Genomic DNA, 24,265 nt, shown 5'->3' on the forward strand with positions numbered 1-24,265 from the left:
ATGAATTTCGAATTTACAACTGAGCAAGAAATACTACGTAAAACAGTACGCCAGTTTGTTGATGATGAAATAATACCAGAAATTGCAACATGGGATGCAGAAGGAAGCTTCGATGCTAGCATTTGGTCAAGACTTGCAGAGCTTGGGTTGATGGGGGTCTGTGTTCCTGAGAAGTACGGAGGCAGTGGCATGGATTATAATGCGCTTGCCATCGTCTGTGAGGAGCTTGAACGAGGAGATACAGCTTTTCGAACGGCTGTATCGGTGCATACTGGCTTGAATAGCATGACTTTAATGCAATGGGGTACAGAGGCGCAAAAGAAGCAATATCTTGTTCCCCAGGCAAAGGGTGTGCGCATTGGTGCGTTTGCATTAACGGAGCCAGGCGCAGGTTCAGACGTAGCAGCAATGTCAACTACAGCTATACGTGATGGTGATTTTTATGTGCTGAATGGACAAAAAACATGGATTTCGTTATGTGATATGGCCGATCATTTTATCGTCTTTGCATACACAGATAGAGCTCAAAAGCATCACGGCATCAGTGCTTTCATTGTTGAACGTTCAATGGTTGGTTTTACTTCCAAGGCCATTAAAGGGAAGTATGGTATTCGTGCAGGCAATACGGGCGAACTCTTTTTCGAAGACTTACGCGTTCCAGTAGAAAATAGGCTAGGTGAAGAAGGAGAGGGCTTCAAAATTGCGATGTCAGCACTGGATAATGGTCGTTTTACAGTAGCTGCCGGTGCAGTTGGACTAATTCAAGCATGTATTGAGACGAGCGTGAAGTACTGCCATGAGCGTGAAACGTTTGGGAAGCCAATTGGTGAGCATCAGCTAGTTGGGCAAATGATTGCGAAGATGGAGGCCGGCTATCAAATGAGCCGTTTGCTTGTTTATCGTGTTGGTGAGTTGAAAAATAAAGGTCTCCGTAATACAAGAGAGACATCTCTTGCGAAATGGCAAGCCTGTGATTTTGCCAATAAAGCAGCGGATGACGCACTCCAAATTCATGGAGCTTACGGCTATTCGGATGAATATCCTGTTGCGCGTTTTTTACGTAACTCAAAAGCACCGGTAATTTATGAGGGTACACGGGAAATTCATACAATAATGCAGGCAGATTATGTACTTGGTAGACGAAATGATAAACCATTAGCTAAAATGTTACCTAAATGGCCGTTTGAAGAGTAAACGAGAGGGATTCATTCCCCTCGTTTTTTTATGAAAAAATTATCAGAAAAATGTAACTTTCCTAACTTTTGTAAGTCTAATGATTAAACAAGTATATGAAGGAGTGGAAAAACATGAAAAATCGGTGGATAGCAATTCTGATTATTTCCGTACTAGCTATATTGCCAGGTATCTCTACTTTTATGATGGTACCAAAAGCTGAGGCAAAGGCAGTTAATACGGTTATGTCGACTCAAAGCTGGAAGGCATCATTCTCTAAAGCATTAAAAGGTAGCAATATTACGGAAGAAAATGTCTATGTAACAACTGATAAGGGGCGAAAAGTGACTGCGACCATTACATTGGGAGAAGATAATAAAACACTTATCGTTAGTCAGTTGGCGCCAGGAAGTTATAAATTACATGTCCGTAAGCAAGCATTTGCACCAAGTGAGCTTAAAACAACATCACATGTTATTGCATTTACGGTTGTAGAGAAGTTGGAAGCTGTAAAGTCTGAGGAAGAACTGCAACAATATTTCAAAGCAATTTTAGCGAATGTTAATAGTGAAGCTGAATCTGAATCACGTACAGAAAATAATACAAGTAGCGAAGATAAAGCAAACTCACTGAGCGATTCAAGCAACTCCTCTACGACAAATAATCAAGTAGAGGGTGTAGAAGAAGGGGATATTGTCGTTGTCAAAAATGACATAATCTATGCGGTAAAAGATCAAAGCATAACTGTTGTAGATGCCAGCAATCCGAAAAATTTAAAATTAGCAACGACAGTCAAGCTAAAAGAATCACAGTATATTTCAAAGCTAGCCTTGTACGATAATGTGTTAATAGCAATCGGAGATGAATATATCGAAAAAACAGGCACGAGTATGACAACAGCAACTTTTTATGATATAACAAATCCGAAAAATCCTAATTTTTTACGTGAGGTCGCACAAGAAGGATTCTTACAGGATATACGCATTACGAAAGACACTTTGTATTTAATTGGTAATATGCACCCTAATTATTGGATGCTAAAAGAAGGCGAGACATTGGATTTAAAGCCAAAAACTTATGATAGTTCGGTCAGCAAGGACTATAAAAGTTTACCGCTTGAGAAAATTTCTATATTACCAAACACTATGGATGGTACGTATAGCTTGATTACCGCTGTGGATTTGAAAAATGGGGCCAAAGCAACAGCCACTACGAAGGGATATTTAGGCGGTAGTAGCGGGCTATACATGTCCGAAAATGCACTGTATTTAACGACACCGATTTATAACGGAAACCGTGGAGATATGGTAGGCGGAATGGTTATGGATAGAATTTGGATGCCAACTCAAGTAGATACACAAGTATTTAAATGGGATATTGCTGGAACAGCATTGAATTTTGTAGGTGCAACTGAAGTTAAGGGATCTGTACTGAATCAATATTCAATGGATGAATATAAAGGTAATTTCCGCATCGTCACAACAGAGGGTAATATGTGGGATGAACAAAATGTATCACGTAACCACCTTTTCATTTTAGATGAAAATTTAAAAGAGCTTGGGTCAGTGAAGGATTTAGCTCCTGGTGAAAAAGTATATTCAGCTCGTTTCATGGGAGAAAAGGCATATGTCGTGACATTCAAGCAGGTTGATCCACTCTTTGTCATTGATGTAGAGAATCCGAAAAAACCAACTGTTTTAGGCCAATTGAAAATTCCTGGCTATAGCAACTATTTACATCCATTGGATGACACACATTTAATCGGTATTGGTTATGATACAGAAGAGCGTTATGACGCTTATTCAAAGCGTAACTTTACCGTTACAACGAATATGAAAATGTCATTATTTGATGTATCAGATTTCCAAAATCCAAAAGAGCAATCAATGGTCAAGATTGGTGGGAAAGGTTCAAACTCAGAAGTGCAGTATAATCCTAAAGCGTTATTCCGTCATACAGAGTACAATTACTATGGCTTCCCAGTTGTACTGTATGAAGCAGGGCAAGGAGATGACATCGTATATCAGGGCCAAGGCGCACAAATATATGAAATCACAGCAGAAAAGGGTATCGTTTTAAAAGGCAATATCATTAGTGAAAATTCAGGCGATCAGTATGAAGATTGGGAGCAAGTCGTACAGCGTGTCGTCTATATAGATGATGTTCTATACACAGTTGCCCGCAATGAGGTAAAGAGCTATCAGCTGAAGGACTTCAAATCGCTCGACACTCTGCCAATAAAATAAAAAACGAGGCTGGGACAAAACTTTAAATTTTAAGAAAGAGAAGTAAAGGTATTAAATTTTTGCTATCTAAAATGAAAAAAATTTAGACATTCTTCCTTTTGGCATAAATAAAATTTAGAAGAGAGCACTAGTTGATGGTAGCGAAGGCGGCGACTCCTGGGGGATTAGCGTGACGCCTGAGACTACAGGCTCAGGCCACGCCTCCGGAACGTCCGCCGTAGTGGACATCAACGTTCACAGCAAAAAAGTGTTAGATTGACTGATGTCGATCTAACACTTTTTCTCTTTTGTTCCAGCCTCTTCTTTAGATAATCGTGATAAACGTTCTTTAACTATCCGGTGTCATTGCTTATTGACGATACGGCAGGATTTCAGAAACTGTCACAAACTCATACCCCTGTTCTTGTAAATAGGCAAGTACAGCATCAAGTCCATCCGCAGTTGATTGATGAATGTCATGCATTAAGACAATTGCATTATTGTGCAGATTATTTTTTACATACGGTAGTAACTGCTGTGCATTGCGATGTTTCCAGTCCATTGTGTCAATGCTCCATAGTACTACCGGAATTGGAATTTGAGCATTTATGTTCTTGTTTGTTGCGCCGTAAGGAGGTCTAAAGACAGTCGCGCCTTGATTGATAGCTAATTCAATTTCTGCCGCTGTTGAAGAATACTCCTTTAAGACTTGTTCTGAAGGTAGTTTTGTTAATACAGGATGGTTCCAAGTATGGTTCCCAACCTCATGTCCACGTGCAAGAACATCTCTGGCGATATCTGGATAATATTGTACACGACTGCCAAGCATAAAGAAGGTAGCTTTTGCATGATACTTATCAAGAATGTCTAAAATCTGTTCTGTTACAATCGGATGTGGACCATCATCAAAAGTTAATGCAATGCGCTTAACATTTGGATCTCCTGGAGTTGCTGGTTCCGTCGGTTCCATAGTCTCCATCTCAATTTGAAAATCAGATGCTAGTAAAGGGTTAATAAGTGAAAGGGGCAGTTTCCCAATTGGGGCACCAGCTGCACCGTTGGCAATTTCATATTCATCGAAGTAAAAGAGTAACGCATCGTCTACAAGAGCAAAACGCTCGAAATTTGCCCATTTTGGCTCCGTTGCTGAAAGTAACTCATCTTTATTGAGTTCATCTTTTAGTTGAGGATTTTGCTGTAAATCTTTACGGACATGCGCAGCAATTGTGGACAAGTTATTTTCGTCATTTTGCAATAATGTTTTTATATCGATTTGTTCACCTGTTTCATTGTTAAAGAAAAATGTCTTTGTAGAAACTTCGTGATTGGCTCCGCCCAGATACTGCATTTTTGTAAGGACAAAAGAATAATATTGCTTGTGATATGGAAAAGTCTCAAAGCTGATATTTAATTCACCCATTGCACTTTTAGTATCATTTTTTTTCATTTCCGACAAGTAGTTTTCTTTTGAATCCGTTATGTACTTTATTACGGCATCATTAAAGACCTTATTTTCTGTTTGTGGATAGTGAATGGCAAATGGTGTGCGTTTATCATTCGAAACGTCTGTTACAATACGTATCCCTGGAAACGCAGAGCTTTCAGTCGATAAACTACTATTTAAAGAATCTGAGTTTGAATCTTTCGAAGCACTAATTTTTTGAAACTTAAAGTCATCCTTTGAAAGGATAATGACAAGAATAATGGATGTTAATGTAATAATGAGGCCGATTAATAGGAAATCAATCATTGGGCCGCGTCGTTTTCTGCGTTCCTGCATCTTGGTGGATACGCTCCCCTCTGTAAATTATTTATCTATACAATCAGACGTGTGAAGTATCGGAAAAGTTATATGAATCTACGAATTATGTAAAAAAATGTTGAAGATTTACGGTTGAGTTTTTATTTGCAGTTCGATACTATTTACTATTGGCAAGGAACCTTTTGAAGGAGGTAGATAACTGTAATGATATTACAAGAAGCCGATAATGAGTTAACAATTGACTGCTTGCTACTTGCAGGTCGTATTATGATTGAAAGTGGGGCAGAAACATACCGTGTGGAAGATACGATGCTGCGTATGGCACAATCTCAAAATATGCTTGATGCTCAATGTTATGCTACACCAACGGGTATCATTTTTTCGTTAGGTAAGACACAGCCGACGAGAATCACTTCGATTTCCAGTAGGGTTACAGATTTACAAAAAATTGCCTTGGTAAATTCAGTATCTCGTAGACTCACATCTCACATAATAACATTAGATGAGGCTCATGACGAGTTAAAGTCGATACAAAAAACAAATTATTTTTTACCAATTTATATGCAAGTTTTATCAGCTGCTCTGGCGAGTGGTTGTTTTCTTATAATGTTTAAAGGAGGATGGTCGGATTTTCCTGCTGCGTTTATAGCGGGGGGGCTCGGATTCCTTGTACTAGTGTGGATGAATTATTTAACGAAGGTGAAATTTTTCTCAGAATTCACTGCTTCGTTAATAATTGGTCTGATTGCTTTTTTTGCCGTAAAATCTGGATATGGTGCGGAAATAGACAAGATTATTATTAGTTCGGTCATGCCACTTGTACCAGGTATTTTAATTACTAATGCGGTGAGGGATTTAATGGCAGGTCATTTTATGTCAGGGATGGCAAAGGGAGCAGAGGCGTTTTTAACAGCATTTGCAATCGGTGCAGCTATTGCCGTCATCCTATCATTTTAGGAGGCGGATGATTTGGATATAATCGTACAATTAATCGTCAGTTTTTTTGCAACAGCAGGTATTGCGGTTATTTTTAATGTACCTCGGAAAACACTGTTTCACTGTGGTTTTGTTGGTGTAGTAGGCTGGCTTATTTATTATGTATTAACAGAGTACGGAATGGATGTAGTAAATGCATCTTTCTTTGGTTCGTTTGTAGTTGCCATTGTCGCACACTTGTATGCTCGGCGCTTTAAAATGCCAATGATCATCTTTATTGTGGCTGGTATTATTCCGCTTGTGCCGGGGGGGATGGCATACAATGCGATGCGGAATGTTGTGGAAGATGATTATTTACAAGGCTTGCAATATGGTTTAAAGGCGTTTTTAATTACCGGGGCAATTGTTATGGGGCTGGTATTTGCGGAAGTATTCATGCAACTCATATTCCGTGGAATATATACGAGTAAAATGAAAATAAGAAAAGTATACAAAAGATAAAACTGCTAAATGTTTAAACTAAAAAGCTGTCCAGTACTTGGACAGCCTACATACTATTATTTTACAAGTAATGTCTCAATTTCTTCTGGTGTAACAGGCTTACTAATATAATAACCTTGAATAGCATCACAGCCATATGTCATTAAAAGGTCTGCTTGTTCAGCGGTTTCCACGCCTTCAGCAACCACTTTAAGTTCCATTGATTTGCCTAATTGCACCATGCCATGCATTAGCTTTTGTGTTTTTTCAGATTTTAATAGTGAATTTGTAAATGTTTGATCAATTTTTAATGTATCTATTGGCAAAATCTGCATATAGCGGAATGAACCATAGCCAGTACCGAAATCATCTAATACGAAAACGATACCTTCGTTTTCAAGTTTACGCATTTGCTGCGTAATAAAGGTTGCTGCTTCTGCCTCTAAAGCAAACTTCTCTGTAATTTCAATTTGAATAAGGCTAGCTGGACAACCTGTTTTTGCTAGCATATCAAGTACTGATTTGGCCATGTTTTTATCACGGAATTCACGTACTGAAGAGTTGATGGCTACTTTTAAATGCAGACCAGCCTTCTTCCAAATTAATGCCTGCTCACAAGCTCTTTCTAACATAAATGAACCGATATTGTTAATGAGTCCTGTTTCCTCAGCAATTGGAATCAATTCATCTGGTGAAACAACCCCCATTACCTCATCTTCCCAGCGCACTAGTGCTTCTACGACTGTAATTTTCCCCGTGTAAACATCAACTTGTGGCTGATAAAGTACCTTAAGGTTCTTTTGATCAAGCGCTTGAAGTAAACGTTTTTCTATTAAAGCTTTACGATTTAAAGCTTTATGTGTTGCTTTTGATAGTGACACAATTTTATCGCCACCTGCTTCACGTACCGATGTAATAGTAGCAATCGATGCCTTCATCAATTGAGAGAAGGTTGTTTGATCTTCAGGGAAGCGTGTAATGCCACCGCTAATGGAAATAGGCACAGCGATATTACTACTGTATATTGGGTGCTGTTGTAAGTAAGATAAGAAGCCTTGAATAAACCATTCACTTAAAGGTGTTATGACAACAAAATCATTTTCATTGATACGTGCCATTGCACTGTCTTGGAAATACATTTTTATACGATTTGTAAATTCAATAATCAGACTCTGATTAATTTGTTGATCATGTAACTCTTTTAATGTGTAAAATTTATCGATGCTTAAATATACAAATGAGAAATGTCTATCTTCTTCAATCATGCTAGCAATCACTTTTTCAAGACGATGGGCATTCATTAGACCTGTCTCGGTATCAATATAGGCAATTTTTTCAAGCTGATGCTGAATTGTTTTTGATTTCGTAATATCTTTTTCAATTAAAATAAACTGTTGTTCATTGGTTTCTAGATTAAACGTTGGGATAGCTGTTAACAGTACCCAATATGACTGGCCAGTTTTTGTAACTTTTTCGACTTCACCTTGCCATGTATTGCAATTGTTTAAATTGCGCCAGATGTTATTGGTGATTTTTTCACTTACATCATTATCAGGGAACAGTTGCCAAAATGTTTTACCGATAACGCGCTTTGGTGTCCATTGACTTGTTTTTAGAAATTCAGCATTACATTCTAAAATAAACCCGTCTTGGTCAAGTGTCACAGTCATGAAAGTTGAGTCTAAACCATGTTTTAAGTCTGTAAAAGTTCGACTATTAGATACGGAATTAATCATTAATTCAGGTAACATCAACATAATAAGGATAAGGTGTTCACCTTGTTCGATTAACGGTTTAGCTAACAATGCCGTAGTAATTTCTTCATTGGCACTTGTATACACTTGAATCTTATCTAAATACGTACTATCCTCACTTTGAAGTATTGATTTGAACGTCTCTAATGAAAGCTGACGTAGTAGATTTTCATGTATGAATGAAGTAGTATGTCCTTTAATATCAGTAGCAGAAAAACCAAATAGCTGTTCAGCATTCTTTCCCCAAATAGAAGCTTGTCCGTCTTGGTTTATGACAAATGCAGGAAAAGGAAGTGAATTTAAATAATGTTCATCAATCGAAAATGATTTATGGATTTGACTCATGATTTATTCAATCTCCTTGGGTAATCAATATATACTATTATTATAGAGAATTATCGGGAATTAGTCATTATGAATATATTTGTAAATATTTGATAGAGAAAAAAATAGGACTTTACTAACAAAATATAAGAAAAGTTTTGAAGAAAAACAACAAATTTTAGTACGTATATAGGAAGGAAGCGGGATTGGGATGGAACGATTAAAAGGTTTGATTTTTATTATCTCGGGTGCGATGTTGTGGGGTGCAACAGGTCCTTTAATGGAATGGTTACTCAATCATACACCATTGACAGTTTCCTTTATGTTAACAATTCGTTTGTCAATTGCGGGTATTGTATTACTCATATACTTAGTGTTAACGGGGAAAAATATCTTTGGGATATGGCAACAAAAAATATGGAGTAAACAGCTTATCATCTTTGGTGTAGCAGGGATGTTGGGTGTACAATATGCCTTCGTAGCAGCAATCAATGAAAGCAATGCAGTACTAGCTACTTTACTACAATTTTTAGCACCAATCTTTGTAGTAGCTTATGTCTCTCTTAGTTTAAAGAAATGGCCACCTAAATATCAAGTGTTAGGGATTATTGGTACACTAGCAGGGTTATTTTTATTACTAACGAACGCTTCTTTTGATGCTTTGCTAGTTAGTAATAAAGCCTTAATATGGGGAGTGGCAGTAGGTTTAACTTTTGCCTTCTACACGCTGTATCCAGCACGTCTCATGAAAGAATGGAGTGTACTGCTTGTTGTAGGCTGGGGAATGCTAATTGGTGGTCTAACGTTAGGCATAATCAGTCGCATTTGGCAATCGAATCAGTGGCTTGTTTTTATGGATTTGAAGGTTGTAGGTCTAATGCTTGCACTAATTGTCTTTGGCACAATAGCCTTTATCTTATTTTTGAGTAGCATGAAATACATATCAGCGGTAGAGACAAGCATCTTATCTAGTATTGAACCATTAACGGCCATGGTTATTTCTGTAATTATGTTTGGTACATCATTGGGTTTTTGGCAATTAATAGGTGTTTTTGTTATGCTTGTTTGTGTAACTTGGCTTTCTATCGCAGGTGAAAAAGCATAAAAATACTATAATGAAGAGTAATAAGAACTATATTAAGATGTAAAGATGTTTCTTCTCAAAAAAGGGGTGAACAAATGTGAGAGAAATTTTTTCGTATATAAAACCATATAAATGGACTGCAATGTTTGCTTTATGTTTAATGCTGTTGGAATTATTTGTGGAGTTGGTTCAGCCACTCATTATGGCCAAAGTAATAGATGAAGGCGTACGAGCCCAAAATCCTGAAATGATATGGCAATGGGGAGCGGTATTACTCGTTTTATCTTTCGTAGCTTTTATAGCAGGGATAGTTAATTCTTATTTTTCATCGCATACCGCGCAAAGCTTTGCGTTTGATTTAAGAAATGCAATGTTTGAGAAAATTCAATCGTTCACACTCGCTACCTATCAAAAGTTCTCAACGGCCTCTTTGATTACTCGGCTAACAAATGATGTGACACAGGTACAGACAGTGCTCTTTATGAGTCTACGTATTATGCTTCGTGCACCACTTGCAGTAGTTGGTAGTATCGTCATGGCTTTTGTCGTGAATGCACAGCTAGCCCTTTTTTTAGTCATAGGTGCACCGATTATTTTTGTGTTCCTTGTTGTTATGGTTGCAAAGGGTGTGTCTTATTTTGGTCGCGTACAGAAGCGTGTGGACCGATTAAATCGTGTACTACAGGAAAATCTACAAGCTATTCGCCTAGTGAAAGCTTATTTACGTGGTACATATGAGGCCTCACGCTTTGAACAGGTGGCATCGCACCTAAAAATAGACACGGTAAAGGCTTTACGCACGATGGAGTATATTATGCCAGTACTATTATTCATCATGAATATGAGTTTACTTGCAGTGCTATGGTTTGGTACAAAGCAAATCGCTGCTGGTACAACGCCACTCGGAGATATCGTAGCCATTGTCAATTATGCAATGCGTATGACAGGTTCATTTTCGATGTTCGCCTTTATCATAATTTTTTACGCTCGTGCAAAAGCCTCGGCAGATCGTATGGCAGAAGTGCTGGCTGTTGAAAATGAAGTAGAGGTTGTTACTACGTCTGAAGAAACTCCTCACAAGGCGAATTTTGGTGAGTTAGCATTTGAAAACGTGAGTTTTACGTATCCAGGTGAAGAGAAACCTGTACTGTCCAATGTCAGCTTTCAAGTAAAGTCTGGTGAGAAGTTAGCGATTATGGGAGCAACAGGAGCTGGTAAATCGACGTTACTACAACTAATTCCTCGTTTTTATGATGTGACGTCGGGACAGATTTCTGTAGAAGGGAAAGATGTGCAACAATGGGATCTGGAAGAATTACGAGAAACCATAGGCTATGTACCGCAACAATCATTGTTATTTACAGGTAGCATTGCTGATAACATTCGTTGGGGTGATGCACAGGCTGGCATGGACGAAGTGCTGAAAGCTACTATGCAAGCACAAATTCATGCTTCTGTAGAGGACTTCCCAAATGGGTACGATACACGAGTTGGGCAGAAGGGCGTTAATTTATCTGGCGGCCAAAAGCAACGATTGTCCATTGCAAGGGCATTACTAAGGAAAGGGCATTTATTAATGCTTGATGATAGTACAAGTGCTCTTGATGTGAAAACGGAGCAGGCTTTGTGGGAGGCTTTGAGCGATGAAAGGGCAACAATGCTTGTGGTCACACAAAAAATTCGTACGGCTAAAGAGGCAGACCGCATTCTTTTAATAGATGCAGGTGAAGTGGTGGCATATGGTACACACGATGAGCTATTGCAATCTTCTCGTTTATATAAAAAAATCGCAATCTCCCAACAGGAGGTGGAGGAATAATGGGATTTTTCCAAAAACCTTTTGGCTATGAGCCGATTTTAAAGAAAGAGGATTTAAAACAGGTCGTAAAGAAAAAGAAGGGTCCGCGTGCAACAGACTGGAAAAGTACGCTTGGGCGGTTATGGAAAATTGTTGATGAACAACGTGCTCTATTAATCATAGTGTTTTTGCTGGTCACTGTAAGCTCAATTTTGGCACTACTAGGACCATATTTAATCGGAAAAATGATAGATATATATGTGATGCATGGGGAACTTACGGGACTTGGGAGTAGAATCGCCTGGCTAATTGGAATTTATGTGCTGTTAGCTGTGTCGTTATTTTTACAAAACTATTGGATGATTGGTATTGCTCAGCAAACGATTTACAGACTACGCACAAGTGTATTTGCCCATTTCCAAAGTCTTCCGGTGTCGTTCTTTGATCGCCGCCAGCATGGGGAATTAATGAGCCGTGTGACAAATGATATAGAAGCAGTTAGTTCTACATTGAATAGTTCCTTTATCCAAGTCATTTCAAGTGTGTTAACACTCGTAGGAACACTTGTTATCATGTTAAGTCTGAGCCCTCTTTTAACTGTACTAACAATGACAATTATTCCAATTATGTTTATAGCGATGCGGTGGATTACACGTCGTACAGCGCCGTTATTTAAAGAACAACAAGCAGCGCTTGGGGCGCTTAATGGCATGATTGAAGAAACCATTTCTGGGCAGCGAATTGTCAAGGCGTTTTCACAGGAGGAACGTGTTAAGGCAGAGTTTCGTGATAAAAGTTTACGTTTAAAGAGAACAGGCTTTTGGGCACAAACATATTCAGGTTATATCCCAAAGGTCATGAATTTTTTAAACAATATGAGCTTTACAATTGTTGCGGGAATTGGAGGGGTACTAGCACTATACGGTCATGTAACCATTGGCGTAATTGTTATTTTCACGGAGTATGCACGACAGTTTACCCGTCCATTAAATGATTTAGCCAATCAGTTCAATACGGTACTTTCAGCAATTGCGGGGGCTGAACGTGTATTTTCTTTACTTGATGAACAGCAGGAGGTTGAATTTCCAACCTCACAAAAGCACTTGCTTAAAGGAAATGTAGCCTTCCAACATGTATATTTTAAATATGAGCAATCAGAAGAAGCCTACACATTAAAGAATGTAAGTTTTCAAGTGGAGCCAGGTCAAACAGTTGCATTGGTTGGTGCAACTGGAGCGGGGAAAACAACGATTCTTCAGCTTATTGCTAGGTTCTATGAAGTAACGAAGGGCGAGGTATTATTTGATGGTATAAATGTGCAGCAAATTGAACGCGGAGCACTACGCTCACAAATGGCCTTTGTGCTCCAGGATCCCTTTTTATTTGAAGCAACGGTGCGAGAAAATATTCGCTATGGTCGATTAGATGCTAGTGATGAAGAGATTGAAGAAGCAGCGCAACGTGCAAACGCACACGAATTCATCATGAAGCTAAAAGATGGCTATGATACGCTTCTAGCGGCGGACGGAAGTGAAATCTCTCAAGGGCAGAAGCAACTACTATCTATTGCCCGAGCCCTCATTGCGGATCCTAAGATCTTATTACTGGATGAGGCAACTAGTAGCATTGATACGGTCACAGAACTAGCCATTCAAGAGGCGCTGGATACGTTGATGAAAGGGCGTACAAGCTTCGTCATTGCCCATCGATTAAATACAGTGCACAATGCTGACATTGTCCTTGTAATGCAAAAGGGTGAGTTAGTCGAGGCAGGGCCACAACAGAAGTTAATTGCATCTGGTGGGATTTATGCACAAATGCTTGAATCGTCTGCCCATCATTTATAATCATAAAGTGAAACTTTTAGGTAGGAAAAGGCTACGTGTAGCTAGTGCTAGTGTTGTAATAGTGAATTGTGTTCTTGTTATGCCATATAAAGTTGGTCATCAATTCGTCGCATATTTGGTGTGTGCTAACCTCTCTTTTAAACGTTTTTATGCTTTATTTTGAGGTGGGCGTTTTAGCACCTATAAGTATGGGGTAAAAATAAGCTGGTAAACACACATAATAATGTTGCCAGCTTATTTTCTTTCTTGCTACAATAGGGCAATAGTCTGGTAATAGAACGGAGTAAATGATGAAAATTTCAGTGATGACAGTGTCTTTTCCGTTAGACGGCGAAACATTAAATGAATTAAGAGCATTATGCGAAGAAGCAACAATACATGATTATCGAGTATATGAAACGATTATGAATATACCGTTAGCAGGCTCTTTTGAATCAAAAGGTTTTATGGTGTTAGCGTACGACGATGACAAGGATTTATTAGTCGGAGCAGCAAGTGCGATTGATTTAATGGGTCTATATACGTATGAGTGGTCGTTAGTTGTTTTACCAACATATCGTAAAATGGGAATTGGTACAGCTTTAGTAGAAGTTTTACAAGCTGGACTAGTAGAGCGGAGTGCAGAAGGTCAATTGGCTTTAGTCATTGATGGTTCACCTTATGGTCATACGTTTATCGAAAACTGTAGCTATACCTATAGTTTTTCAGAAGCAACACTAGAAACTAAGGCAGAACCAGTGGAGCTACAAGATGACGTTGTTATTGCTGCGTATGCTGGAGAGCAAGCGGAGCTGGTTTCTATTTATAGTGAGGCTTTTGGTGATTTACCAGAGGAATCGGTAGAACTTATTGCCTTTAATACGTCTAAAAGTGGGCGTAAATTATGGGTAGCTCATAAAGATGGTAAGGTAGTAGGTACGGTGACAACAGCGGAAGAAAACGAAGTTCAATGGGTAACAGCATTGGCCGTTCATCCACATTATGAGGGGCAAGGCATTGGCACAGCTTTATTGTTATTCACGAAGAATTATGCCAGCCAAATAGGAGCAAAGCATGTCATGCTAGATGTTGAAATCGAAAACAGAAAAGCGCTCTCTGTTTATGAAAAATCTGGTTTTATGAAGGCACAGCAAATTGATTATTACGTGAAAAAATAAAATAAGAGTGAGGAGTGTGCTATATGCATCACTACTCACTCTTTTATTTTTATGACAAAACGGTAACGTCCTAAAGTCTCTTTCTTAGGCCATGAAGCGATCTAGTGATAAATTGGTTTTTTTATCATAAATATGTACTATGCCCATATAGTATTTATAAGCCCGATGAAAGGAGTCGATATCATGCGCATGCCCGCATTGCCGAAAAAGAAGTCTCCTCCAAAGGAAGCCCCTAACTCATGGTGGAAGGTTGTTAAAGCCTATTTGTCAAAGGGCAAATTTTATCGTTTGCCACCAAGACAAAAATAATCTTGCCATGCATTCAGCGTCATAAAAAAAGAGTCGCAAGGAATAGCGACTCTTTTTAATTTTCTAAAAGAAACGTTTTTTTTGTTGGACCAATTAAGTATAGCTCATGCATTGCCCGCGTTAACGCAACATAGAGAAGTTTTCGGTCAATTTTAGTATCGAAGAAAGGCGTATCAAAGGCTGCCACAATCACTGCATCAAATTCGAGCCCCTTAGCTAAATGGCTTGGTACTACGAGTAACAGTTGCTGATTAATGGTCTCATCCTCTGTTAGTAACTGTGAAGCAACGCCGTAATCGGTTAATGCCTGATGCATGCGGGTTGCATCGACCGTTGTTTTGCAAATCAAAGCGATAGACTGATGCCCATTGGCACGAATGCTATCAAATATCTGTGCGATTTGCTGAGCACTAAAAAATTCTGCCTGTATAAAGGTTGGCGGATTGCCGTGACGGACGACAGGTTCAACTAGCGGGAGTTGTTCATCCATTTGTGCCAAGATTTCATTAGCGACTTCCATAATTTCAATCGTTGTTCTGTAGCTTTTTTGCAGTGTTCGGAAGCTGGCTCGTGGAAACAAATTTTGTACAGGCTCCCAAGCAGTTAGGGAACGGTAACTATGAATTCCCTGCGCTAAGTCACCCACCATTGTAAACATATCTGTTTCGAGTCCCGTTTTTAAAGCAGCGAGCTGGAATAAACTATAATCCTGTACCTCATCAATGAAAACGACGCGCATTTTCCATTCATCCGCAATCCCTTTTATGCGTGCTTGTAAATAATAAATGGCTGCTAAATCTTCTAACACCCATTGTTCCTTTGCATGCACTTGTAAAAACTGTTGCTGTTCTAAATAATGCCATTCAGGTGCTAGCTCTGCGATTAGTTCTGCGTTTGTGAGAAGGGTACGATAGAGTGTTTTGACATTATATTTAGAAAAGCGTCGCATGTAGGCAGATGCTGTTGATTTTGTCTCTTTTTCAATTGCGGGAATACGTTCATCACGTTCATCGATATACTTTGTTACGATACGACGTCGCTTTTCATCGTCACGTATGCCGTTTAATGCTTTACCAAGTGCTTCATCGTATTTAGCGTTTAGCATACTTAAAACAGCTTGTTTTTTCTGGCGAACATGGCTCGCTATGACCTTTTTGATATGTGCAAGTCTCTTTTCTATTGGCATATAGGACAGCTCGTATAAGAATAACTTCTTTAAGTGAGAGGCGCGCATAATACGGTATTTTTCAATAAATACATCTTCAAATTGTTCAGCAATTACTTGCTCAATTTTTTGCACATAACGCTCTATGACATCGCGGTAATAAAGCGACCCTTTTATTTCAGAAATCCAGGCAGTTGTTTGGTTGGCACCATCTGAAACAAGTGATTCTAAATGTTCATTAGGATTACGTAGTTTTAATTTTAGCTTTGTTGCCGCAAGGACATAGTCTGCAAAAGTTGTTTGAGAAATTTTATCGACACCTAGTTCCGGTAAAACATCACCAATGTAATCGATAAATAATTTATTAGGGGCTAAAATCATGAGCTGCTCGGGATTGAAATTTTCACCCATTGTGTATAAAAAGTATGAAATACGGTGTAGGGCTATCGTTGTTTTACCACTACCCGCAGCTCCCTGTACGATAATTGGCTGACGGAGGTGAGCCCTAATAATTTCATTTTGCTCTTTTTGGATAGTGGAGACGATTTCAGTTAAACGTACATCAGCTTTGCCAGCTAATGCTTCTTGCAGTAATTCATCGTTTGTAGTTAAGTCAATATCCCGAATATTTAGCAATTGACCATCTTCAATTTTATATTGTCGTTTGGCAAATAAATGTCCCTTGTGAATTTCTCCGCGGACATCATATTCCATATCCCCGAGTCGTCCGTCGTAATAGACATTTGCAACAGGGGAACGCCAATCAACAATAATCGGCTCATGTGTTTCACGATGAAATAAGGATGTTTTGCCAATATACAAGAATTCTTCAGGATCTCCTGTTTTTTGGAAATGGATACGAGCGAAATAAGGCTTTTTTTGAACAGCCTCTAAGCCTTCTTTTTGATTGCGGGCCATTTCAAAGAAGCGAGCGTTTGCTAAGATATTCAAATAGCTCAAACTAGAATCTAAATAATCGAGATCTGCCATCGACTTACGAATATTTTCCTGTGCAGATTGCAAATCTCGTTGAGACTCGCTTAAAATTTGTTGCATATAGTTTTTGGTGTAAGCGAGCCGCTCCAGTTCAGCTTGAAAATCTGGGTGTTGTGCAGTCATTTTTGCACCTCCTAAGTACTTACAAATATCATTTTTTCAGTTGGATATCAGGGAAGGAGTTAATTTTGGATGTTAGCCCAGCTAGTTCACTGCAATAAGCTAACGACTAATAGGCTATATGATACAAAACAATAACGCCTAGTCCTTAATGGAAATAGGTTCTCATATTACTATACAAAATTTTACCTTTCAAGGGTAAGATTATTAAATGCTTATTGTTATACTGTTAAATTATACGAAAGGGAGGGGATACGTTTGGATATATTTGCGCATAGAGGTGTATCTTCACACTACCCTGAAAATACAGGTGCTGCTTTTTATGCAGCCTCAAAATTAGCTATTACGGGTATCGAGTTAGATGTTCATTTAACTGCAGATAGGGAAGTGGTCGTCATCCATGATGAAGCTATTGACCGCACCTCCAATGGTACAGGCTATGTAAAAGATTATACGCTTCAGCAGCTTCGTGCTTTTGATTTTGGCTCCTGGTTTTCGGATGACTTTGTAGGAGAAAAAATACCAAGGCTGGGAGAAGTCTTAGAGCTATTTGCAGGCACACATCACCGAATTAATATTGAGCTAAAAACGGATGTTTTTCCTTACGACGGTATTGAGGCGCTAGTGCTAAAGGAAATAGCCACATATCAAATGACAGAACGTGTAATTATTTCTTCCTTTAATCATGAATCAATCCAAATAGTGTCACAAATGGCCCCGTACATTGAAACTGCTGCATTATTTGCTGAAGTCTTAATTGATTTTACATCTTATTCAGCCCTAATTCCGACCAATGCTATACATGTTAGCTTGCCTACAGCTTTCAGGAAATCAGTTGGTTCAGCACTTGAAACTGGGGCTATTGTGCGTGTTTACACTGTCAATGAGATTGATAATGCCAAGGCGTTACAGCAGCTCGGCATAAACGCAATATTTACTGATAATCCCGAAAAAATGCTTGTAGCCTTACGGGGACAATAAAGTACACAAACATGGCGTTTCAAATTCCCTTTGAGACGCCACGTTTGTTACCATTTTGCACGATGTTCTTCGATACAACCAAGCATTTGCTGAATAACGAGGGTCTCACCATTTTCCAATAAGATGGTGCCATCATAATAACCAAACATTTGATGCACTTCCGATTTGACGAGTCCAGCATTTGTTGCTGCAACACGTTCAAAGAATGGTGAAAAGGTTAAGGACACCTGATTTGTAAACTTAGTTTTTACTTTCCAACGTTGCATAAAATCTTCTCGATCATAATCGAATAGTAAATCCTCATGGATTTTTGTCATTTTACCATCAACGAACACTGCATTCTCAGTCATTCCTGTACCATCTGTCCATTTGCCTCCTAAATTGAGTCCAATACGTCGACCACGAACTCGTTGAGACGCCATACCCCAATTCCATGTGGCTTCACGCGGCCAAACACCGCGCCCATAATCGAGTACAGCAAAACTTTCCTCAGGCATAAAGATAAAGCGGCGATTGCCAATGGTCACATGTCCAGAAGTAGGTAGCGTATGATGCTTGCCTGTAAATTGGAAAGTTTTACGATTCCATGGAATGACCACATTTAAAGACTCGTCTGCTGGTGGATGTTGAATGACAAGATTTGCGCGTAAGCCATCTCCATCGAAATTAGGAATAGAAACAGATAAATGAGTTTCATTGTGAATATAGGTCATATCGATGGTCATTTCACTACTGCTGAAAGATACCGATTCTAGCACCTGTGTGGGCATTTTTAATTTGCCACCCAATGGAATAGTGATTGTTTTTTCAAAATAGCGCTGTGTCTCATACTCAAGGAAGTATACAAAGCAGACCGCTGCGTAATCTAGATGGCTAATGGTAGCGGAGAATAAAATCTCATCACCGTATACACACCAATAATTCCATTTCTTTTTGCGCATCATATGGCCGCTTAAATTGCTATTTATGAGAGGTTTTCGTGCAAATCCAATGGAAGCTGGATTTAAATTCCCTTTTTTATCGCATAAAAGAGTAGGTTGTAAGATTTCTTTCTCCGCATGCTGCTTCACATTCAACATCCCTTCTGATCATAAATTATCTATCTACATTGCATTCAATCCTATTGTAGCAAAAACTATCTTTAAATTGGAAAAGATAGCACCGAATATGACCGCGTTCATTCCATTCATCTTCAGTCTGTAACGGTTCAAATACAGACTGACTAAAGATAAAGCCACCAGCAGATGTCTAAATTTAGTAAAGAGTCGTCTCAGAAGTTTGCTTAACTTCGTTCTGCGACAGCGGCTAACAGACCTGTATCGATAAAAATGCATGCAACATGTTGTAGCTTTACCGACTGACATCGTGCAGACATAAACACATGTAAACTTGGATGCAGAGACGTCCGGGCGTCATTGATGAATAGGGTCCTAACTAATAGATTAGCTAAACTACACATATGATGTACGTAAGGAGGGGGAACGTGGCAAAAATGTATAATAGGCAGGCAGCTGTACAGTATGCGAATTTGTGGTGGAATAGACGTAATCCAGCATTTCCAAACTTTGATGTGGACTGTACGAATTATATATCACAATGCTTACTTGCAGGAGGAGCGCCAATGCGAGGTGCTCCAAGTAGAGATAAGGGTTGGTGGATTCAGCAGGGGAATTGGAGCTTCAGTTGGTCTGTCGCACATTCCCTTAGGTGGTATCTAGAAGGCTCCAAAACAGGATTAAAGGGAAGACGGGTGCAAAATGCTGAGGAATTAGAGCTTGGGGACATCATTTTTTATGATTTTCAGGGGAATGGACGAATTGATCACTCTGTTATCGTTACGAGTATTCAGAATGGCATACCATATGTAAATGCCCATACTTCAGATAGCATTAATCGACCTTACTTTTATGAAGATTCAACTGCATATACACCGAGTATGACGTATTTTTTCATTCATATTGATGATAGTTTTGCTTAGAAAGATAGCTGTTTTAAAGCTTCGCAATTTGTGATAATGTGAGAGATAGAAAATACGAATTAAAATATGATGTAAAGTTCTAGAGGGAGATAAAGTAAATGAGCGAACATTTTTTATCTGTAAGAGATGCAATTATCGAGCGCCGTTCCATTAAAAAATTTAATGGGCAACCTGTGGACCGTGAACAATTACTTACAATTATTGACGATGCTGTATGGGCACCGAATCATGGAAATCGTGAACCTTGGCGTTTAGTTGTAGCGTGTGGTAAGGAGTTATTTGCACTTCATGATTTATTGCGAGACTTAACTATTCCGAAATGGCAGGAGCTCTCAAGTGAAGATTTAACAAAACAAATGACGAAGTTCACGCTTCCAGGCGGTTATGCTTTTGTTATCGTACCGGAGGATGCACGTCAAAAAGAACGTCTAGAAGATTTTGCTGCTGCAAGTACTTTTATTCAAAATATGCAGTTACTTGCGTGGGATAAAGGTATCGGCTCTTGCTGGAAAACACCAGGATTTTTAGATAATCCGAAATTCCGCGAAGCATTAAAGGTGCAGCCAGGTGAGCGCGTTATTGCGATGTTACAAGTTGGTTATTTTGATGATATTCCAAAGGCTAAAGAACGTAAAACATCAGCTGAAATTGTCACGATTTTTGGTGAATAGTTTGTAGAAGGAAAGCCCCTCTCACTGAGGGGCTTTTTAATATCTATTAGTCTTAGAACATGATAAATCGAGTTCTAAAGTTATAAACAGCGAGTAGTATTACTTATTATTTAAACTTGCAACTTCATATAAGTAGTCACCTAAAACACGTAGACCTTTATCGAAATTTTCTAAATGGAAGTGCTCATTCGGAGCATGGAAGTTTTCACTAGATAAGCCGAAGCCCATTAATACGACAGGTAATTCTAAAATTTCATCGAATGCAGCTACGATGGGTATTGAACCGCCACCACGTGTGTAAGCAGTCGGGACATTATAAACTTTTTCGTAAGAGCGTCCTGCCGCTTGAATAACTGGATGGTCGAATGGCGTTATGAAAGGGCGTCCTTTATCGAATTCAGAAATGGTTACTTCAACACCAGTTGGTTTATGCTTTTCGATATGTGCTTTTAAGAGTGCAACTATTTCATCTGGCTCTTGATTTGGTACAAGTCGACAAGTGATTTTAGCGCCAGCCTTAGCAGGTAATACAGTTTTAATGCCCTCACCTGAGAAGCCACCAAACACTCCGTTAACTTCTAGTGTCGGACGAGCCCATGTTTGCTCTAAGTAAGAATAGCCAGTTTCCCCGAACAACTCTTTCACACCGACTTCTTCCTTCACTGACTCTTCATCGAAGCCAAGCGCGCGATATGCCTCACGTTCTTCTTCTGATAATGGTAATACTTTGTCATAGAAGCCGTCTACCTGAATGGTGCCATGTTCATCACGGAAGGATGCTAAAATGTCTGCTAATGCATGAATCGCATTTTGCACGCCACCACCGTAAAGACCAGAGTGTAAATCACCTTTTGCCCCGCGTACATCAATTTGTACACCTGTTAAACCGCGTAAACCATAGCACACAGCTGGCTTACCAGGTCCATAAAGACCAGTATCTGAAATCAAAATTAAATCTGCAGCTAATTTTTCCTTATGTTCTTCTACAAAGGCAGGGAGATGGGGACTGCCGATTTCTTCTTCACCTTCATAAATAAACTTCACATTTACAGGTAATGTACCAGTTGTAGCAAATAATGCTTCAATCATTTTTAAGTGCATGAAAACTTGGCCTTTATCATCACTTGCACCACGTGCGAATAATTTGTTGTCACGAATTGTAGGATTGAACGGCTCACTTTCCCATAAGTGTAATGGATCTACAGGTTGTACATCATAGTGACCGTAAAAAAGAATAGTTGGTTGTCCTTCAGCGTGTAACCAATCTGCATAAACAACAGGATGACCTGCTGTTTGGGTAATTGAGATGTTTTCTAAGTTTAGCTTTTTGCAAGCGTTTGCTAGCCATTCAGCTGCAGCTTGAATATCCCCTTTGTGTGCTGATAACGAACTAATGCTTGGAATACGTAAAAATTCATTTAATTCATGCAAATGAGCTTCACGATGTTCAGTAAAATAAGCGTCTAATTCCTGTAAATGTGTCATCATTTCATCCCTCTTTCCAATATTTCGATACTAGAAAGAGTATAGCATAATGTGGCTGGGTAATCCTGTTATAGCAATACATTAAGGGACTTTTATGGACCCTACGACCATGGTATTGAAATAGACGTTTATTTTATTAGTAATGATGGTACTTGCTTATGTATCACATCTTTCGGTTTGATTGGGCAAAAATTGTACAATTTGGGAGGGGAGTCTGTAAAGGAAAGCATTTAGCTAAAAAAGTACCGTAGGGTGGTGTTTTTACTTTTAAGACAAACTTAAAAGTAGATAGGAGCCCTTGATTGCTAAACCTTTTAGTGGTGGCATAACAATATGATTACATGCCACTTTCTGATCTCCCATTTAAAAGAAAGACTTTTATGGCGTAGTGTTGTCTTTTATGGTGCAGTGGGGGTTTTATTTCTATGTTATACATTACCTTTGGAAGTATAGTAGAAAAACATTTTTTACGAATATTACAAGTGAAAGCAATTAAGCTTACACGATTGTAATGAAATTGAAAGCAAATACGATAGAGTGTAATACATTATTTTGCGAGAATGTGTATAGAAGCAAGAACAAGAAGCGGAGGAATACACAATGAATGAAAAATTAGAAGGCGTATATGAGGAATTTAATCGTTATATTTATCATCTATGCTTAAAGCTTACTCGCAATAATGTAGAAGCGGAAGATTTAATGCAAGAGGTTTGGGTAAAAGTTGTACGCTATGAGGACAGCGTTGCCGAAGTAGAACATATTAAAGCTTGGCTAACAACAATTACTATGAATACATTTAGAGATCGCTATCGTAAAAAAGTAAGACGTAGTAAGTACATGATGAATCAACCTGAAACATTAGACGTTCCAATCTTAGATTTGGTTCCTAATAATGAGATTTCTACAGAAGAAAAAATTGAAAAAGACATTGTAACAAAACTAGTGCAGGATAAAATGGGACAATTAGATTCGATTTATCAAAAAACATTGTGGTATTTCTACATAGATCAATACTCACTTGCTGAAATTTCTACAATAATGAAGGTATCGATTGGAACAGTGAAATCACGCTTATTCCGTGCGAAAGCGCGTTTAAAAGAAATGCTAATGGCTGACGTATCAATAGTGGAGGCTGTGCTGCCAGCATAATAGTTTGCATTGGTCGCACATTAAAATAATAATTACTTAGACGGAAGTATTTGTTCGACCAATCAAAAAGAGATGCATTGCAAAATGACATAATTTGCGATGCATCTTTTTTGTTGCTGAACTTTTTGAAGGTAGAACATCATATATAGCTGATAAAGTACCCGAAATCATCAGGAAACCTCTAACAAAATTAGTAGAAATCTTGGAATCGCTGCTAGAACTGCCAATATCGTTGAATTAAGTCCTAGTATCTCTGATAAGGAACGACAGCATCAAATGTTTTATACGGCGAAAGCGAAGCGGACTTATATTATATAGAAAGTTGGGGGACATTCCTTAAAATTTGCAAAAAAAGCACCTCTAAAAGTTAGAAGTAGTCTAACAATAGGTGCAAGGTATGCAAATAAGTTTTTAATCATGACGATTGATTTCAACTTCGAGCAAACATTTTGCGAAAATATCTCGTAAAGTTTGTACCTCTTCAGCTGACAGCATGCCAAACATATTGTTGATGATTTCGCTAACTTGTTGACGTGATTCTTCTAAAATATCTTCACCATCAGAGGTGATTTCTAACTGGGAAGCTCGACGGTCTGTTGCATGCTGTGTTTTCTCTATAAAGCCCGCATTGATGAGTTTGGTCGTTAAAACTGTAACCCCACCTGTTGTCACTTTCAAACGATCTGCAATAGCAGAAGGGCGCTTAGGTCCCTCCTGCGATAAATAGTCTAAAATTAAAATATGGGTTTTTGAAAAGCCGAGTACATTATGATTATTCCACTCGTTTGCCCATTTACGCTCAATGGAAGAGACGACTTCAAACAACGAGGAAATGGCTTTTTGTTTCTCTTGATCCATATAGGTCATCTCC

Annotated in this window: 18 protein-coding genes; 12 read left to right on the forward strand and 6 right to left on the reverse strand. The window is 38.7% G+C overall.

Annotated elements, in window-relative coordinates:
* Both C9J31_RS02250 and C9J31_RS02255 read left to right on the forward strand, forming a co-directional pair.
* The gene (locus tag C9J31_RS02250) at positions 1-1,194 is read left to right on the forward strand and encodes an acyl-CoA dehydrogenase family protein (RefSeq protein ID WP_107948376.1); all 1,194 of its coding nucleotides are present in this window, start codon (positions 1-3) and stop codon (positions 1,192-1,194) included.
* Between the two features lie 113 nt (positions 1,195-1,307).
* Positions 1,308-3,419 (forward strand): beta-propeller domain-containing protein, encoded by a 2,112-nt coding sequence (locus C9J31_RS02255; RefSeq protein WP_107948374.1) that lies wholly within the window; start codon positions 1,308-1,310, stop codon positions 3,417-3,419.
* Between the two features lie 349 nt (positions 3,420-3,768).
* On the opposite strand, the gene C9J31_RS02260 is transcribed toward C9J31_RS02255, so the two are convergent.
* Positions 3,769-5,178, reverse strand: a complete 1,410-nt coding sequence (locus C9J31_RS02260) for a polysaccharide deacetylase family protein (RefSeq protein ID WP_107948372.1) — start codon at positions 5,176-5,178, stop codon at positions 3,769-3,771.
* A gap of 186 nt (positions 5,179-5,364) precedes the next feature.
* Here C9J31_RS02260 and C9J31_RS02265 point away from each other — a divergent pair, with 186 nt between their 5' ends.
* Together C9J31_RS02265 and C9J31_RS02270 are read left to right on the forward strand one after the other, a co-directional pair.
* Positions 5,365-6,117, forward strand: a complete 753-nt coding sequence (locus C9J31_RS02265) for a threonine/serine exporter family protein (RefSeq protein WP_107924499.1) — start codon at positions 5,365-5,367, stop codon at positions 6,115-6,117.
* 12 nt (positions 6,118-6,129) lie between these two features.
* Positions 6,130-6,597 (forward strand): threonine/serine exporter family protein, encoded by a 468-nt coding sequence (locus C9J31_RS02270; RefSeq protein ID WP_107924498.1) that lies wholly within the window; start codon positions 6,130-6,132, stop codon positions 6,595-6,597.
* A 56-nt stretch (positions 6,598-6,653) separates the two neighbouring features.
* Here C9J31_RS02270 and C9J31_RS02275 read toward each other — a convergent pair whose 3' ends face one another.
* Complete coding sequence (locus C9J31_RS02275) at positions 6,654-8,675, reverse strand: EAL domain-containing protein (protein WP_107948371.1); 2,022 nt, start codon at positions 8,673-8,675, stop codon at positions 6,654-6,656.
* Positions 8,676-8,865: 190 nt separating this feature from the next.
* Between C9J31_RS02275 and C9J31_RS02280 the strand changes: the two genes are divergently transcribed.
* The 4 genes from C9J31_RS02280 to C9J31_RS02295 all read left to right on the forward strand — a co-directional run bounded on the left by C9J31_RS02280 (position 8,866) and on the right by C9J31_RS02295 (position 14,540).
* Positions 8,866-9,759, forward strand: a complete 894-nt coding sequence (locus C9J31_RS02280) for a DMT family transporter (RefSeq protein ID WP_107948369.1) — start codon at positions 8,866-8,868, stop codon at positions 9,757-9,759.
* Positions 9,760-9,835: 76 nt separating this feature from the next.
* Positions 9,836-11,557 (forward strand): ABC transporter ATP-binding protein, encoded by a 1,722-nt coding sequence (locus C9J31_RS02285; RefSeq protein ID WP_107948367.1) that lies wholly within the window; start codon positions 9,836-9,838, stop codon positions 11,555-11,557.
* Positions 11,557-13,383: an ABC transporter ATP-binding protein gene (locus C9J31_RS02290; RefSeq protein WP_107948365.1), complete on the forward strand. Its 1,827-nt coding sequence runs from the start codon at positions 11,557-11,559 to the stop codon at positions 13,381-13,383. The genes C9J31_RS02285 and C9J31_RS02290 overlap by 1 nt, the downstream gene beginning before the upstream one ends.
* Before the next feature lie 287 nt (positions 13,384-13,670).
* Positions 13,671-14,540 (forward strand): GNAT family N-acetyltransferase, encoded by an 870-nt coding sequence (locus C9J31_RS02295; RefSeq protein ID WP_235616274.1) that lies wholly within the window; start codon positions 13,671-13,673, stop codon positions 14,538-14,540.
* Between the two features lie 364 nt (positions 14,541-14,904).
* On the opposite strand, the gene helD is transcribed toward C9J31_RS02295, so the two are convergent.
* Positions 14,905-17,133 (reverse strand): RNA polymerase recycling motor HelD, encoded by a 2,229-nt coding sequence (gene helD / locus C9J31_RS02300; protein ID WP_107948364.1) that lies wholly within the window; start codon positions 17,131-17,133, stop codon positions 14,905-14,907.
* A 255-nt stretch (positions 17,134-17,388) separates the two neighbouring features.
* On the opposite strand from helD, the gene C9J31_RS02305 reads away from it, so the two are divergent.
* Positions 17,389-18,111, forward strand: coding sequence for a glycerophosphodiester phosphodiesterase (locus C9J31_RS02305; protein WP_107948362.1), 723 nt, complete (start codon positions 17,389-17,391; stop codon positions 18,109-18,111).
* 47 nt (positions 18,112-18,158) lie between these two features.
* Here C9J31_RS02305 and C9J31_RS02310 read toward each other — a convergent pair whose 3' ends face one another.
* Positions 18,159-19,181, reverse strand: a complete 1,023-nt coding sequence (locus C9J31_RS02310) for a DUF2804 domain-containing protein (RefSeq protein WP_107924491.1) — start codon at positions 19,179-19,181, stop codon at positions 18,159-18,161.
* A gap of 413 nt (positions 19,182-19,594) precedes the next feature.
* Between C9J31_RS02310 and C9J31_RS02315 the strand changes: the two genes are divergently transcribed.
* Both C9J31_RS02315 and C9J31_RS02320 read left to right on the forward strand, forming a co-directional pair.
* The gene (locus C9J31_RS02315; RefSeq protein ID WP_107948360.1) at positions 19,595-20,089 is read left to right on the forward strand and encodes an amidase domain-containing protein; all 495 of its coding nucleotides are present in this window, start codon (positions 19,595-19,597) and stop codon (positions 20,087-20,089) included.
* Positions 20,090-20,187: 98 nt separating this feature from the next.
* The gene (locus tag C9J31_RS02320; RefSeq protein ID WP_107948358.1) at positions 20,188-20,760 is read left to right on the forward strand and encodes a nitroreductase family protein; all 573 of its coding nucleotides are present in this window, start codon (positions 20,188-20,190) and stop codon (positions 20,758-20,760) included.
* Positions 20,761-20,859: 99 nt separating this feature from the next.
* Here C9J31_RS02320 and C9J31_RS02325 read toward each other — a convergent pair whose 3' ends face one another.
* Positions 20,860-22,245, reverse strand: a complete 1,386-nt coding sequence (locus tag C9J31_RS02325) for a dipeptidase (RefSeq protein WP_107948356.1) — start codon at positions 22,243-22,245, stop codon at positions 20,860-20,862.
* Between the two features lie 600 nt (positions 22,246-22,845).
* Between C9J31_RS02325 and C9J31_RS02330 the strand changes: the two genes are divergently transcribed.
* Positions 22,846-23,394: an RNA polymerase sigma factor gene (locus C9J31_RS02330; RefSeq protein ID WP_107924487.1), complete on the forward strand. Its 549-nt coding sequence runs from the start codon at positions 22,846-22,848 to the stop codon at positions 23,392-23,394.
* A gap of 411 nt (positions 23,395-23,805) precedes the next feature.
* Here the strand turns inward: C9J31_RS02330 and C9J31_RS02335 are convergent, their stop codons facing one another.
* Positions 23,806-24,252: a MarR family winged helix-turn-helix transcriptional regulator gene (locus tag C9J31_RS02335; protein WP_107948354.1), complete on the reverse strand. Its 447-nt coding sequence runs from the start codon at positions 24,250-24,252 to the stop codon at positions 23,806-23,808.
* Between the last annotated feature and the right edge of the window lie 13 nt (positions 24,253-24,265).

This window comes from Lysinibacillus parviboronicapiens (assembly GCF_003049605.2).
GTDB classification, from domain to species: Bacteria; Bacillota; Bacilli; order Bacillales_A; family Planococcaceae; genus Lysinibacillus; species Lysinibacillus parviboronicapiens.